Genomic DNA, 13463 nt, shown 5'->3' on the forward strand with positions numbered 1-13463 from the left:
CGTTGACCTCGGCGGTCGTGTCCCTGGCGCTCTCCGATTTCAAACGGTCCACATCCGAGACGCCATGGATTATCTGCCGCTGGAGGTTCGACGTTTCGACGGTGTCGAAATCGATGACCCCCAGCGTGCCGACTCCCGCATTAATGCCGGCGACCCGAGCCCGCCCGCTCCGATCGCGAGCACCCGGCTGCTCTTCAGTCGCCGCTGGCCGTCCATTCCGACTTCAGGCACCAGCAGATGGCGGCTGTAGCGGGCGATTTCCGCGTTGCTCAAGGTGGCTGCTGGTTCGACGATTGCCGGTAGTCTCATGACCGAGTGGCCCTCTCCCTGCTGCTTGAGAAGACCCTAGCGGCAGCGATTGTCTGCCAGCCATCAATCCGCGAGCACGGGTCAGCAAATGGCGAACGGCGGCGCGCTGCCCGATGGTTGCCAAATTGACCCCCCGGGGGGCGGCTGGTATAAATGCGGGCTGCTTCAAGGGGCTGCGCCGCCGTGCAATATGGCGGGCGCACGCGGGCGCTAGCGCGATCCCGATTCCAGCCAACCTGATCCCCTGATAGGCCCAGCCGCTACAGGAGAGCGCTGCAACATGATCAACAGCCGGTTGTTCGTCATCGCCGTTGCGATGCTGCTAGCCGTTGCCTCTGCCGCCCATGCCGCTGGTGATGCCGAGGCGGGTAAGGGCAAAGCCGCCGCCTGCGCCGCCTGCCATGGCGCCAATGGCAACAGTGCCAACCCCCAATGGCCGAATATCGCCGGGCAGCACGAGGGTTACCTGTATCAGCAGCTCAAGCATTTCAAGAGCGGCGAGCGCAACAATCCGGTGATGGCCGGCCAGGTCGCCAACCTGTCCGACCAGGATATGCAGGATCTCGCCGCCTATTTCGCGGGCCTGGAGATGGAAGTCGGGGCCGCCAACGAGGACGTCGCCGCCCAGGGCGAATCCATATGGCGCGGCGGTATCCCCGAGCGCAACGTACCCGCCTGCGCGGCTTGCCACGGGCCCGGCGGCGACGGTATGAAGGGCGCGGGCTATCCCAAGCTCGGGGGGCAGAAGGCGACCTATCTCGTCAGCCAGCTCCAGGCATACCGCTCCGGCGAGCGTAACGGTTACGACGCGGCCACGATCATGGTTGATGTCGCAAGCTCGCTCACCGACGAGGAGATCGAGGCGGTCGCCTCCTTCGCTTCGGGGCTTTACCTGCCGGATAATGGTGCCGACGGCGAGTAGGACATTCCGACGACCCAAGTGGTTGATCGAGAAGGGGGCGGTTTTTCACCGCCCCTTCGTCGTTGTGGCCCGGCTATCTCTGGATTGGCGCGTGCATCGTACCGAAGCGGGCATGCATCGTGCCGGTGCGTGAACCGCATCACGCGCCGCCGCTTGCCCCGGGCTTGCGCCGGTGCGCGGGCCGCCGCAAGAATGGAGCTCTTCGGCGGGGTGTCGGTGCGGTGCAGGGAACCCCGGCGCGCCGTCCGCGGTCACTGAGGCGGTGGTGCTGACGCGCCTCCCGAGCCGCATGTTCAGGGCATAGCCGCCGGCGGACAGCGGCGACCCGAATTCGATGATCCCGATCGAGAACAAGAGGAACGCTTAGAATGGCACGATGGACTGCAGCCTTGCTGGCGATGGTTTTCTCTCTCGGTGCCGTTGCCGCCGAGCCCCAGGCGGGCAATGAGTACCGCGTGCTCTCCGAGCCGCAACCGGTGGATGCGGAGGGTGCGGTGCAGGTGCGCGAGTTCTTTTCCTATGGCTGCCCGCACTGCTTTGATTTCAACCCGCTTCTCCAGGACTGGCAGTCGAGCATGAGCGAGTCGGTGAGCGTCGAGCACGTGCCGGTGACCTTCGGTCGCGATTCCTGGGCACTGCTGGCGAAGGCCTATTACGTCGCCGATGCCCTGGGAGTGCTGGACAAGACCCACGACCCGCTGTTCGCCGCCATCCACGAGGACGGCCGCCGATTCGAGTCGCCCGAAGCGATCGCCGAGTTCTATGCCGAGCAGGGCGTCGACGAGGAGGAGGCGCTCAAGGCCTTCGATTCCTTCGCCGTCACCATGAAGATGCGCCGGGCCGAACGCCTCGTGCGTGACTACGGCGTTCGCGCGACGCCGACACTGGCGGTGGCCGGCAAGTACGTCATCGGCGTGCGTGAGGCCGGTGGCCAGAGCGGCATGCTGGAGGTTGCCGGTTACCTCGTCGACAAGGAGCAGCAGTAGGGCCTGTTGGCTGCCCCCCGGCACGTCGCGTTGGGTCGATGTTCGGTCGGGCCGTCGAGCCGCCGGCAGGTGAAATCGGCGTAGCTGGGCTGCGGCGTGCCGCGTTATCTGCGTCACCGTGGCGGCATCAGGGCCATTTGGTGGTTCCGAATGAACGACGAGCAATGCAGCCAGCATGGAGCTACGGCTCGACCCGCAGCGGGGACGTGACGTGCCCGGGGATGATCAACACACTCTGACCATGGCCGCTACCGCTACCGCTGCCGATGCGCCCCCGAAGTCGCCTGCCACCGGCGGGGGTGCTGTCCTGCGGCTGATGAGCTACAACATCCAGACCGGCATCGAGACCCGCTACTACCACCATTACCTCACCCGCGGCTGGCGTCATCTTTTGCCCCACGGTGAGCGACGCGGCAACCTCGATCGCATCGGTGAGCTCATCCGCGACTTCGACATCGTCGGCCTGCAGGAGCTCGATGCGGGCAGTCTGCGTAGCGGTTTCGTCAACCAGACACGCTATCTCGCCAGTGGCGGGAATTTTCCTTACTGGCACTTCCAGACCAACCGCCGGATCGGCCGCCTCGCCCAGCACAGTAACGGCGTCCTCTCCCGCTTCCGGCCGCTGGAAGTGCGGGATCACAAGCTGCCCGGCATGATCCCCGGACGCGGTGCACTGATGCTGCGTTTCGGCGGTCCGGCGGAAAGTCTCAATGTGGTGCTACTGCACCTGGCGCTCGGGCGTCGTACGCGGCTGCGCCAGCTTGCCTACGTTGCGGAGCTGGTGAACCGTTACCGGCACACCGTGATCATGGGCGACCTGAACTGCCTGTCGGACAGCCCGGAGATGCGGCTGCTCCGCCGGCATACGGATCTCCACGAGCCGGTGCACGAGCTGCACACCTACCCGAGCTGGGAACCCAGGCGCAACATCGACCATATCCTGGTATCGCCATCGATCACCGTCCGCGCCGCGGAAGTGCTGGACTATCCGCTTTCCGACCATCTGCCCATCACCATGGAAGTGGAGCTGCCACCGGAGGTGGTGCTGGTCGCCTGACGAGGCCGCTCACGCGAGCGTGAGCGGCCTGTGCCACAGCCTTTGGGCCTCGGCGAGGGGCACCGGGGGGCTGAGGATGTAACCCTGGCAGAGGTCGCATCCGGCCTCGCCGAGGAAGTCGAGTTGGGCACAGGTTTCCACGCCCTCGGCCACCGTGGTCAGCTGCAGCTGCCGGGCCATGGCGATGATGGCCCGGACGATGGCGCGGTCGTCCTCGTCGTGGGTGATGTCCTGGATGAACGAGCGATCGATCTTGAGCACGCTGGTGGGGAGCTGCTTGAGCTTGCCGAGAGCGGAATAGCCGGTGCCGAAGTCGTCCACCGCGACGCCTATGCCCATCCGGCGGCAGTGTCGCAGATGCTCGATGCCTACCTGGTCCGGCTCCATGAGCACACTTTCGGTGATCTCGAGCTCGAGCAGCGAGGCCGGCAGCCCGTACCGGGCGAGTGTGTACTCAAGACAGCGGGAGAGCGAGTCGTCGAGAAGCTGTCGCGGCGAAACGTTGAGCGCTACGCGGGGGCGTTCGGTGCCCGGCCATTTGGAGAGATCCTCGCAGACCTGGCGGATGACCCACTCCCCCAGGCCGTGGATGAGGCCGCTGCGCTCGGCTATGGGGATGAATTCATCCGGTGCGATCGTTCCGAGGTGCGGGTCGTCCAGGCGTAGCAGCGCCTCGAAACCGGTTATGTGCCCATCGCCAATCCTGACCTGGGGCTGGTAGACAAGGCGGAAATCGCCCTGGTCCAGGGCATGGCGAAGGCGTACCAGCACCGCATTGTGACGTGCCGCACTTTCGCGCAGGGCAGGCAGGTAGCGTTCCGTTTGCCCCCGGCCGTGCTGGCGGGCACGCCCCAGGGCCATCTCGGCGGCGCGAATCAGCCCATCGGCGCTGCTGGCATCGTCGGGAAAGTGCGCGCTGCCGGCACAACACGATAGCCGCATTTCGTGGCCTTCAATGCGCATGGCCCGGGAAAGGTGATCGTGCAGTACCTGGGCGCGCGCAGCCGCCTCGGCGCCATCACGCGCGGGGAAGGTCATCAGGAATTCGTCGCCGCCCCAGCGTCCGAGAAGCTCCCCCGGCTCCAGCGCTGCCTGGAGGCGGCTGGCGACCTGGCGCAGGACATGATCGCCCACGTGGTGGCCGAGCACGTCGTTGATGAGTCGGGAGTCGTCGAGGTCGAGCAGTACCACGCCGAAAGCGCTGCTGTCGCTCACGCGCTGGTCGAGACGTTCGCGCTGGAGCTGGCGGTTGGGCAGATCGGTGAGCCGGTCGTAGTAGGCGAGGCGGAAAATGCGCTCCTCGCTAGCCCGGCGTTGCAGGGCGCTGGCAACGAGCTCTCCCACCGCCGTCAGGAATTCGCGCTCCTGCAGTGACCACTCCCGCGGGGCTGCGACGGTATCGAAACCCACGATCCCTCGGAGCGTCCCGGAGTACACGACAGGGACCAGCATCAGCGCGCATGCCCCGCGCGCGGCGAAGATGTCGCGCTCGCCCGCCGCCGCCGCCGGCAGCTCGTTCAGGTCGCCGACGCAGATGGTCTCGCGGCGGTTCAGCCGTTCCATCAGCCAGGGTAGCTCCGCGGTGGCGACGCGTTTGTCACCGATAGCGGGGCGCTCGAGGCCCTCGCGCCGCCAGCCGTGGCTGTTGACGAGATAGCGCCCGCCGTCTTCGACGCCGTATACGTAGGTGCGGTCGATGCGGAAGTGCTCGCCGATCTCGGCGAGCGCTTCGTCGACGCCGCGGTGGATGCGGTCCGGTGGCAGGTTGACGAAGCGCGTCGAGATTCGCCCTAGCAGGGCCGTGGCGCGGTAACGGGCGGCCAGTGCCGCATCGATGCGCCGGTGGGCGGTGATATCCCGGGCGATCAGCAGCGCGCTGTGTTCGTCCACTGGCTGGACGAGTGCATCGAATTCCCGGTCACCCTGGGGAAAGGGCAGGCAGTAGTGCAGGCGCTTCACGCGCGCCTCGTCGATGGCGGCGTGAACCGCTTCGATACAGCGTGCCGCCGGCCCGGGCGGCAGCAGCTCGTCGACGCGGCGGCCGAGGAGTTGCTCGGCGGGCGCGAGCAGGAGCGGCGAGTCGTTGACCCGCAGGTAACGGCCGTCGCGATCCAGAATCACGACGACGTCACTGGTCGCACTCAGCAGCGCCTGCAATTCCTTGCCGGTGAATTGTGTCCTGGCGTCCCTCATGCCTTCAGCCCCCGCCGCGGCGAAGGCCCGCCGGGCCCCCTCACGCCCGAAAATGAAATCGTGACAGGGGTGCCAATCTACCTGCTTCAGCGTCGACGGAAAACCGCTTCCTTTCCGGATCGTGACCGCCTCAGCACCCGTGCCCCGGGAAGCCTTGCCAGCGTCAGGAACCTGTCAGGCGTGAGGCGGCTTCGTCGAGTACCATGCGCGCGCGGTCGACCAGATCATCGATCTGCGCGCAGGTGATGACCAGGGGCGGGCTTACCACCAGCGCATCGCCCACCGAACGCATTACCACACCATGTTCGACGGCGAGATCGCGGCAGAGCGTGCCGAGTGCACCGGCGCGTTCATAATGGGTACCCTGCGCGGCCTCACGATCCAGCTCGAGGCCGCCGAGCAGTCCGACACCACGGACCTCCGCGGCAAGGGGGTGGCTGCCGAGCTCGCGCCAGCGCCGCTGAAGGTGGGGGGCGATCTCGTCGCGTGCGCGAGCGATCAGGCCTTCGTCCCGCATCAGTCGCACGTTGGCGGCGGCGACCGCGCAGGCGACCGGGTGGCCCGAGTACGTGAAGCCGTGACAGAACTCGCCACCGGCGTCGACGAGCACGTCCGCCACGGTATCGCGCACGACTACCCCGCCGATGGGCTGGTAACCGGAGGACAGCCCCTTGGCGATGGGCATGAGATCGGGCTCGAGGCCGTAGTAGTCGCTGCCGAACCATTGCCCGAGTCGTCCGAAGCCACAGATCACTTCGTCGACCACCAGCAGGATGTCGCGCTCGCGACAGATGCGCTGGATCTCCGGCCAGTACGAGTCCGGTGGCACGATCACGCCGCCGGCGCCCTGGACCGGTTCGGCAACGAAGGCGGCGACGTGCTCGGCGCCGAGTGCGTCGATGCGCCGTTCCAGCGCCCGCGCCATTTCCACGCCGAACGCTTCGCGGTCTAGCCGGCGGTCGCTGGCGAACCAGTTGGGCTCGTCGATGTGCTCGATACCGGCAATGGGCAGCCCGCCCTGGGCGTGCATGGGCGCCATGCCCCCGAGGCTCGCTCCGCCCATGGTGCTGCCGTGGTAGGCGTTGCGTCGCGAGATCAGCACCTGCTTGTCCGGCCGGCCGCGTGCAGCCCAGTAGTGACGCGCCATGCGGATGACGGTGTCATTGGCCTCGGAGCCGGAGTTGGTGAAGAACACGTGATCCATGCCCGCCGGGGTTATCTCGGCGAGCAGCGCGGCGAGCTCGGTCGCCGGCGGGTGGGAGCACTGGAAGAAGGTATTGTAGTAGGGCAACTTCTCGAGCTGCGCAGTGGCCGCCTCGACCAGCTCGCGCCGGCCGTAGCCCACGTTGACGCACCACAGTCCGGCCATGGCGTCGAGCAGGCGCCGCCCCTCGGCGTCCCACAGGTAGACGCCTTCGGCGTGGGTAATCATCCGGCTGCCGCGGGCGTTCAATGCTGCGGCGTCGGTGAACGGGTGCAGGTGATGGCGGCGGTCGAGTGCCTGCCAGTGCTCGGCAGCGACGTTGGGGGCGGTAGCGGTCATGTGCGGTGTTCTCCTCCTCGAGGGCGGGGTGCCGGGCACCCCGCCGGACACTACTCGCCGAGCGCGATCCAGGTGGTCTTGAGCTCGGTGTACTTCTCCAGCGCGTGAAGGGATTTGTCCCGCCCCATGCCGGACTGCTTGTACCCACCGAACGGCACCGTGATGTCGTCGTCGTCGTAGCAGTTCACCCAGACCATGCCGGCCCGCAGGGCTCGCGAGATCCGATGGGCTCGGTTTATGTCACGGGTCCACACGGCCGCGGCGAGGCCGTACTGTGTGTCGTTGGCCACGCGCACTGCTTCCTCGGCGTCGGCGACCGGGATGGTGGCGAGAACGGGGCCGAAGATCTCCTCCCGGGCGATGCGCATGTGATTGCCCACGCCATCGAAGACGGTGGGCTCGATGAAGAAACCGCCGGAATCCTCCCGTGCGCGCCGGCCGCCGGTGGCCACGGTCGCCCCCTCGCCTCGGCCCACTTCGATGTAGTCGAGCACCCGCTGCATCTGATCGTCGTCCACCATTGCGCCGAGCCTTGTGGCCGGGTCCAGGGGGTCGCCGGGCGTTCGGGCGCGGGCGTGCTCGACCACGCGCTCAATGAGCGTCTCGTGCACGGATGCCTCGACGATGAGCCGCGAGCCCGCGGTGCAGACTTCGCCCTGATTCAGGAAGATTCCCTGGGCGGCGGCCGCAGCCGCTGCATCCAGGTCCGGGGCGTCGGCGAGGACGATATTCGGGGATTTGCCGCCGCACTCCAGGCCCACACGCTTCATGTTGGACTGGCCGGCGTACTGCAGGAAGAGCTTGCCCACTTCCGTGGAGCCGGTGAAACCGATGGCGTCCACGTCCCGGTGCAGCCCCAGGGCCTTGCCCGTGGTGGGGCCGAATCCCGGCAGCACGTTCAGCACGCCCTCGGGCAGCCCGGCCTCCATCGCGAGCTCGGCGAGGCGGATGGCGGTGAGCGGGCTCTGTTCCGCGGGCTTGAGGATGACCGAGTTGCCCGCGGCGAGCGCCGGCGCCACCTTCCAGCCGGCCATTTTGAGCGGGAAATTCCACGGCACCACCGCTGCGACAACGCCCAGGGGCTCGCGGGTAACGGTGGCGAGGACGTCATCGCCGGTGGGAGCGGTCTCGCCGTAGACCTTGTCGATCGCCTCGGCGTACCAGTCGAAGGTGGCCGCCGCCGAGGGGATATCGATGGTGCTGCTCTCGGCGACGGGCTTGCCCATGTCCAGGGTTTCCAGGGCCGCGAGCTCGCCGGCGTGCTCGCGGATCAGGCCAGCGAGGCGACGCAGCACCGCCTTGCGCGCCACCGGCGGCTGCCCCGCCCAGCGGCGGTTCTCGAAGGCTTCGCGGGCGGCGGTGACGGCGCGGTCCACGTCCTCGGCGTCGGTCTCGGCGACGTTCGCGATCACCCGGCCGGTGGCCGGATTCACGCACTCGAAGGTCTTGCCCGAGGCGGCTGCGGTGAAACGGCCATCGATGAAAGCTAGGTTTCGGATGCTCAGGGCCTCGGCGAGGGCCTGCCACTGCTGCTGGGTCTGGGGCAGGGACATGATTGGTTCTCCTCCGCGTATGAATGGCAGACGCTGTCCGTCGGCGTTGACGGTCTGCGTGATTTTGTGATCACAATAGTCCCGAGCAACGACCGGCGCAACACCCGCAGGCGCCGTGGAGGAGGAAACGATGAGTGGTTCGCGGCCGCGGATCGGCGTGCCGGTCGATGTCAAGCACGTCTCGGGCGAGTCCTTTCACGGCGTTGGGGAGAAGTACATTGCGGCGCTGGCGCATGGCGCTGGCGCGTTGCCGCTGTTGCTGCCGGCTCTTGGTGAGGGCGCGGAAATGGCGGCGCTTACGGGTTTCATGTCGCCGGACGAGATCCTGGAAGGCCTGGACGGACTCTTTCTCACCGGCAGCCCGTCGAACCTCGCACCATGGCGCTACGGCGGCGCCGGCGAGGGTGTGGGGCCGTTCGACCCTCAGCGCGACGAGACCACGCTTGCTCTGCTGCGCGCCGCGCTCGACAGGGATCTGCCGGTCCTGGCGGTCTGCCGCGGCTTCCAGGAGCTCAACGTCATCTGTGGCGGTACGTTGTGCGCCGCCGTGCACGAGCGGCCCGGGCGCATGGATCACCGTGAAGACCATGATCTGCCCCGCGCCGAGCGCTACCAGCCGGCGCACCCGGTCCGCCTCGCCGCCGATGGTCTGCTCGCGCGCCTCGCCGGCAGCGAGGAGGTGATGGTGAACTCCCTGCACGGGCAGGGCGTCGACCGCCCGGGCGATGGCCTCGTGGTGGAGGCCACTGCGCCGGACGGTCTGATCGAAGCCGTCCGCCTGCCCGGTCATCGGTTCGTGATGGGCGTGCAGTGGCACCCGGAGTGGCAGTTCGCTGAGAATCCCCTCTCGCGTGCGCTGTTCGCCGCCTTCGGAGACGCGGCACGCCGAAGGCGCGCCGCAGTAGCAAGTTGCAAGTTCCAAGTTGAAAGTGGCGGGTTCGTGCCGTAGGCCGGACACGGGCGAGCGCGAGCGAGCTCGTGGCCGGCATGACTGCGGCGCGGCGTAGCCGCCCATTAGTTAACCGTTCAAGGTTTCACGTTGAAAGCGGCCAAGCCGGCACCCACCGTGCCGTTCCAGCCGCCACTTGGAGCTTGCAACTTTGCACTTTCAACCGAGAAACGGCCGCCGGCCGTTACGCCTCCCCCCGTGCCTCCAGGCTCTGCCAGTCCGCCTCGGTCAGTGAGCCCAGTCCCTCGCGCACGTCCGCTTCCACTGCGAAACGCAGGGCGCCGGTGTCCCGGCGTTCCACGGCGCGTAGCGCCTCGGCGTGGCGGTCGACGAGGTAGTCCACGCCCACGTGCCGGATGGCCAGCCGCATGAACGGGCTGAACTGCAGCCACACGCTCTCGATGAGCGGCATCACCACCGCTGCGCGCCCTACGTTGTAGAAGGTGAAGTGGAACTGCCGGTGGCGGTGCAGATACGCGGGAATGTCCCCCGCGCTGATGGCCTCGTCCACCTGGTCGTTGAGTTGCCACAGGCGGTCCAGGCGTTCGTTGTCGATGGATGGCAGGGCACGCTCGGCGGCCAGGGTTTCCAACGCCACGCGGGTGGCGCAGAGATCGTCGAGTTTCTCCCGGGTCATTCGCGGTACGGATACGCGGCGGTTGCCGTGGGCCTCCAGGGCGCGTTCGGCCACCAGCCGTCGCAGCGCCTCGCGCACGGGTGTGGGGCTGACATCGAGCATCGCCGCGATGCCCCGCAGTGTCACGCTGCGCCCGGGAACGAACTGCCCGCTGAGAATCGCCTCCTTGAGCTGGCGGTAGACCCACTCCTGGCGGGTAATCGCTTCCTCGTCCAGGGCGACGGGCGTGAGCAGGGTCTCGTCAGGGGCGCTGGCCGGTGCCGCCATGGCGTTGTCTCCTTCGCGTAGCCGGCGGGTTCACTGCGATCATACCAAATTTGATCACAAAGTCTTGCGGTCCATCCCAGCGGCTGCTAATTTGTGATCACAAATGGCGCAGCCGCTACCGGCATCGCGCCACGAGGAGGAGACGAGGAGCCCAGCCATGACAGACGGCGTACCCACGGGGGTCACCGTGTCCCCAGACGTCAAGGCGTTTCTCGGCCGCACGCCGGAGCCCGAGTTCGTCGAAGCGTTCATTACCGATATCAACGGTATAGCCCGCGGCAAGCGCCTGCCGGCCGCGTCGTTGCCCCGCCTCTATGGCAAGGGTCTCTGCCTGCCGGCATCCACGCTGGTGCTCGACGTCTGGGGGGAAGAGGTTGCCGAGACGGGCCTGATCTTCGAGACCGGGGATGCGGACCATACCTGTTACCCGGTGCCCGGCAGTCTGCGGCCGCTGCCCTGGAGCGAGCGGCCCGGCGGTCAGCTTCTGCTTCAGATGCTCACGCCCGAAGGTGGGCCGTTTCCCGGGGATCCGCGCAACATCCTCGCAGGGGTCGTGGCGCGGCTCGGCGAGCTCGGCGTGACGCCGGTTGTCGCCACCGAACTCGAATTCCGTCTCTTCGACGCCGAGCCCGGTCCCGACGGTCGGCCCAGGCCGCCGTCGATGGCGACCCGCGGGGGCAGCCGCTCGCAGCTCTTCGGGCTGGATGAGCTGGAGTCCCTGGACGGCCTGTTCGCGGACATCGAAAAGGCCTGCGAGGCTCAGGGTTTGCCCGCGGATACCCTGATCGCCGAACAAAGCGAGGGGCAGTACGAGATCAACCTGACCCACGTAGCCGACCCGCTACTGGCCGCCGATCAGGCCGTGTTGCTGAAGCGCACCATCAAGGCCTGCGCGCGCCGCCATGGCCTGGTGGCGAGCTTCATGGCGAAACCGTTCGGCGATCAGTCGGGTAACGGTATGCATGTGCACGTGAGCCTCGTCGACGGGGACCAGCGCAATGTGTTCGCCGGCGACGAGGCGATGAGCACCGTGTTGCGCCATGCCGTGGGCGGTTTGCTGGCGACCATGGAGGAAACCACTGCCATCTGCGCGCCCCACGCCAACTCCTTCCGGCGCTTTCAACCCGGCAGTCACGTGCCCATGGCACCCACCTGGGGCGTGGACAACCGCACCACGGCGCTGCGCCTGCCGCTCGCCGAGCCGTCGGCGAGCCGTATCGAGCACCGGGTGGCCGGCGCCGACGCCAATCCGTATCTGGTCGTCGCCAACGTGCTCGCGGGTATTCATTACGGCATCACCGGCAGCGTCGAGCCACCGCCACAGACGCGGGGCAGCGCCTATGAGCAGGTCGCCGCCAGCCTGCCCGACGAATGGGGTGAGGCGATCGCTGCATTCGAACGCTCGCCGTTCGTGGCCGACTACCTCGGGGAGACGTATCGGCGCTGGTTCGCGGCCTGCAAGCGCCAGGAGCGCGAGCGGCTGCGCCGGGACGTGCCCGCGAGCGAGTACGACGCCTACCTCGGGACCATCTAGGGCCTAATCGGGGGAGCCATGAATACCACCGCCAACGCCACGTCATCGTCCACCACTGCCGAGCGCCGCGTCGAGCCGGCGGCGACGGGCACGCCGCACGCGGCTTCCTACTACGCCGCAACCGCGCACCCGGCTCCGCCGCGCCCGCCGCTCGCCGGCCGTGAGCGCGCGGACGTGTGCGTGGTCGGCGCGGGGTTTTCCGGGCTCGCGACGGCGTTGTCCCTCGCTGAGCGCGGCTACCACGTGGTAGTGCTGGAGGCCGCAAGGGTCGGCTGGGGCGCCAGCGGGCGCAACGGTGGTCAGATCGTCAACGGCTACAGTCGTGATCTGGACGTTGTGGAGAAGCGCTACGGCACCGCCGCCGCCGAGGCCCTGGGCAGCATGGCCTTCGAGGGCGGTGACATCATTCGCGAGCGGGCCGCGCGTTACGGCATCGACTGCGATCTGCGCGAAGGCGGGGTTTTCGCCGCCCTGAACCGCCGCCAGCTTCACGAACTGGAGGGCCAGGTGGCGAGCTGGCAGCGCTTTGGCCATTCCGGGCTGGAGCTTCTCGACGAGCAGGGCATTCGCCATCACACGAACACCGGCCTCTATGTCGGCGGCTTGCTCGACCGCTGGGGCGGCCACATCCACCCACTCAACCTCGCGCTCGGCGAGGCCGCGGCGCTGGAAGGGCTGGGTGGCGTGATACACGAGGATTCCCCGGTCACCGAGGTGGTCTCCGGAGCGACCCCTACGGTGCGTACCGCCGACGGCGCGGTGGAAGCGGACCACGTGGTGGTCTGCGGCAACGCCTACCTGGGGCACGCGGTTCCGGCGCTGCGCGACAAGGTGATGCCGGTGAGCACCCAGGTGATCGCCACCGAACCCCTCGGCGAGGAGACCGCGCGGCGGCTGATGCCGGCCGGTACCTGCGTCGAGGACTGCAACTACATGCTCGATTACTATCGCATGACCGCCGATCACCGCCTGCTCTTCGGCGGCGGCACCGTCTATGGCGGCACCACGCCGGCCAACATCATCGGCAAGCTGCGCCCGCACCTCGCGCGCACGTTCCCGGAGATCGCGAATGTGCGAATCGACTACGCCTGGAGCGGCAACTTCGCGCTGACACTCACGCGTATTCCGCACCTGGGGCGGCTGCACGATCGTGTGTACTTCACCCACGGCTACAGCGGCCATGGCGTCACGACCACACATCTCGCCGGGCGCCTTATCGCGGAGGCGATCGATGGCGAGCCCGAGCGCTTTGACGCGTTCGCCAGTCTGCGCAACTACCCGTTCCCCGGTGGCCGGCTGCTGCGGGTGCCTCTGTCGGTGCTCGGTTCCTGGTACTACCAGGCACGCGAGAAGCTGGGGCTGTAGCCCGGCGCGCGCTTCACGCCGCGCGCCGCCACCACCGAGTCACGTTTACCGACCGGCCACGGACGACTTTGCACCACGGAGGGTGCGCTTTTTTTCCGGTCCGGGACGTCTGCGGTGAGCGCACCACGGACACGACTTCTGGGAGAGA

General features: G+C 67.7%; 10 protein-coding genes and 1 pseudogene. 6 read left to right on the forward strand and 5 right to left on the reverse strand.

Features of this window, described 5'->3' with window-relative positions:
• Positions 1–16 precede the first annotated feature (16 nt).
• Positions 17–309 (reverse strand): annotated as a pseudogene (locus tag ACPEES_RS07605) (ThiF family adenylyltransferase); the annotation flags it as partial.
• Between the two features lie 280 nt (positions 310–589).
• Between ACPEES_RS07605 and ACPEES_RS07610 the strand changes: the two are divergent.
• From ACPEES_RS07610 to ACPEES_RS07620, 3 genes are all read left to right on the forward strand, one after another.
• Entirely contained in the window at positions 590–1231 is a 642-nt protein-coding gene (locus ACPEES_RS07610; RefSeq protein ID WP_435102697.1) for a c-type cytochrome, read from the forward strand.
• A 368-nt stretch (positions 1232–1599) separates the two neighbouring features.
• A complete protein-coding gene (locus ACPEES_RS07615; protein WP_435102699.1) occupies positions 1600–2217 on the forward strand; it encodes a thiol:disulfide interchange protein DsbA/DsbL in 618 nt (205 codons plus the stop codon).
• A gap of 241 nt (positions 2218–2458) precedes the next feature.
• On the forward strand, positions 2459–3274 hold the full coding sequence (locus ACPEES_RS07620; RefSeq protein ID WP_435102910.1) for an endonuclease/exonuclease/phosphatase family protein: 816 nt from the start codon (positions 2459–2461) through the stop codon (positions 3272–3274).
• 9 nt (positions 3275–3283) lie between these two features.
• Here the strand turns inward: ACPEES_RS07620 and ACPEES_RS07625 are convergent, their stop codons facing one another.
• The 3 genes from ACPEES_RS07625 to ACPEES_RS07635 form a co-directional block, all read right to left on the reverse strand.
• Positions 3284–5467 carry a sensor domain-containing protein gene (locus tag ACPEES_RS07625; protein WP_435102701.1) on the reverse strand — a complete coding sequence of 728 codons (2184 nt, stop codon included), beginning with the start codon at positions 5465–5467 and terminating at the stop codon, positions 3284–3286.
• A gap of 163 nt (positions 5468–5630) precedes the next feature.
• On the reverse strand, positions 5631–7010 hold the full coding sequence (locus ACPEES_RS07630; protein WP_435102703.1) for an aminotransferase: 1380 nt from the start codon (positions 7008–7010) through the stop codon (positions 5631–5633).
• 50 nt (positions 7011–7060) lie between these two features.
• On the reverse strand, positions 7061–8563 hold the full coding sequence (locus ACPEES_RS07635) for an aldehyde dehydrogenase (protein WP_435102705.1): 1503 nt from the start codon (positions 8561–8563) through the stop codon (positions 7061–7063).
• 130 nt (positions 8564–8693) lie between these two features.
• Here ACPEES_RS07635 and ACPEES_RS07640 point away from each other — a divergent pair, with 130 nt between their 5' ends.
• Positions 8694–9512: a gamma-glutamyl-gamma-aminobutyrate hydrolase family protein gene (locus ACPEES_RS07640; RefSeq protein WP_435102707.1), complete on the forward strand. Its 819-nt coding sequence runs from the start codon at positions 8694–8696 to the stop codon at positions 9510–9512.
• A gap of 184 nt (positions 9513–9696) precedes the next feature.
• On the opposite strand, the gene ACPEES_RS07645 is transcribed toward ACPEES_RS07640, so the two are convergent.
• Positions 9697–10416, reverse strand: coding sequence for a GntR family transcriptional regulator (locus ACPEES_RS07645; RefSeq protein ID WP_435102709.1), 720 nt, complete (start codon positions 10414–10416; stop codon positions 9697–9699).
• Positions 10417–10573: 157 nt separating this feature from the next.
• On the opposite strand from ACPEES_RS07645, the gene ACPEES_RS07650 reads away from it, so the two are divergent.
• Together ACPEES_RS07650 and ACPEES_RS07655 are read left to right on the forward strand one after the other, a co-directional pair.
• A complete protein-coding gene (locus ACPEES_RS07650; RefSeq protein WP_435102711.1) occupies positions 10574–11950 on the forward strand; it encodes a glutamine synthetase family protein in 1377 nt (458 codons plus the stop codon).
• 18 nt (positions 11951–11968) lie between these two features.
• Entirely contained in the window at positions 11969–13315 is a 1347-nt protein-coding gene (locus tag ACPEES_RS07655) for an FAD-binding oxidoreductase (protein ID WP_435102713.1), read from the forward strand.
• Positions 13316–13463: the final 148 nt, after the last annotated feature.

This window comes from Arhodomonas sp. AD133, from assembly GCF_051195215.1.
GTDB lineage: Bacteria > Pseudomonadota > Gammaproteobacteria > Nitrococcales > Nitrococcaceae > Arhodomonas.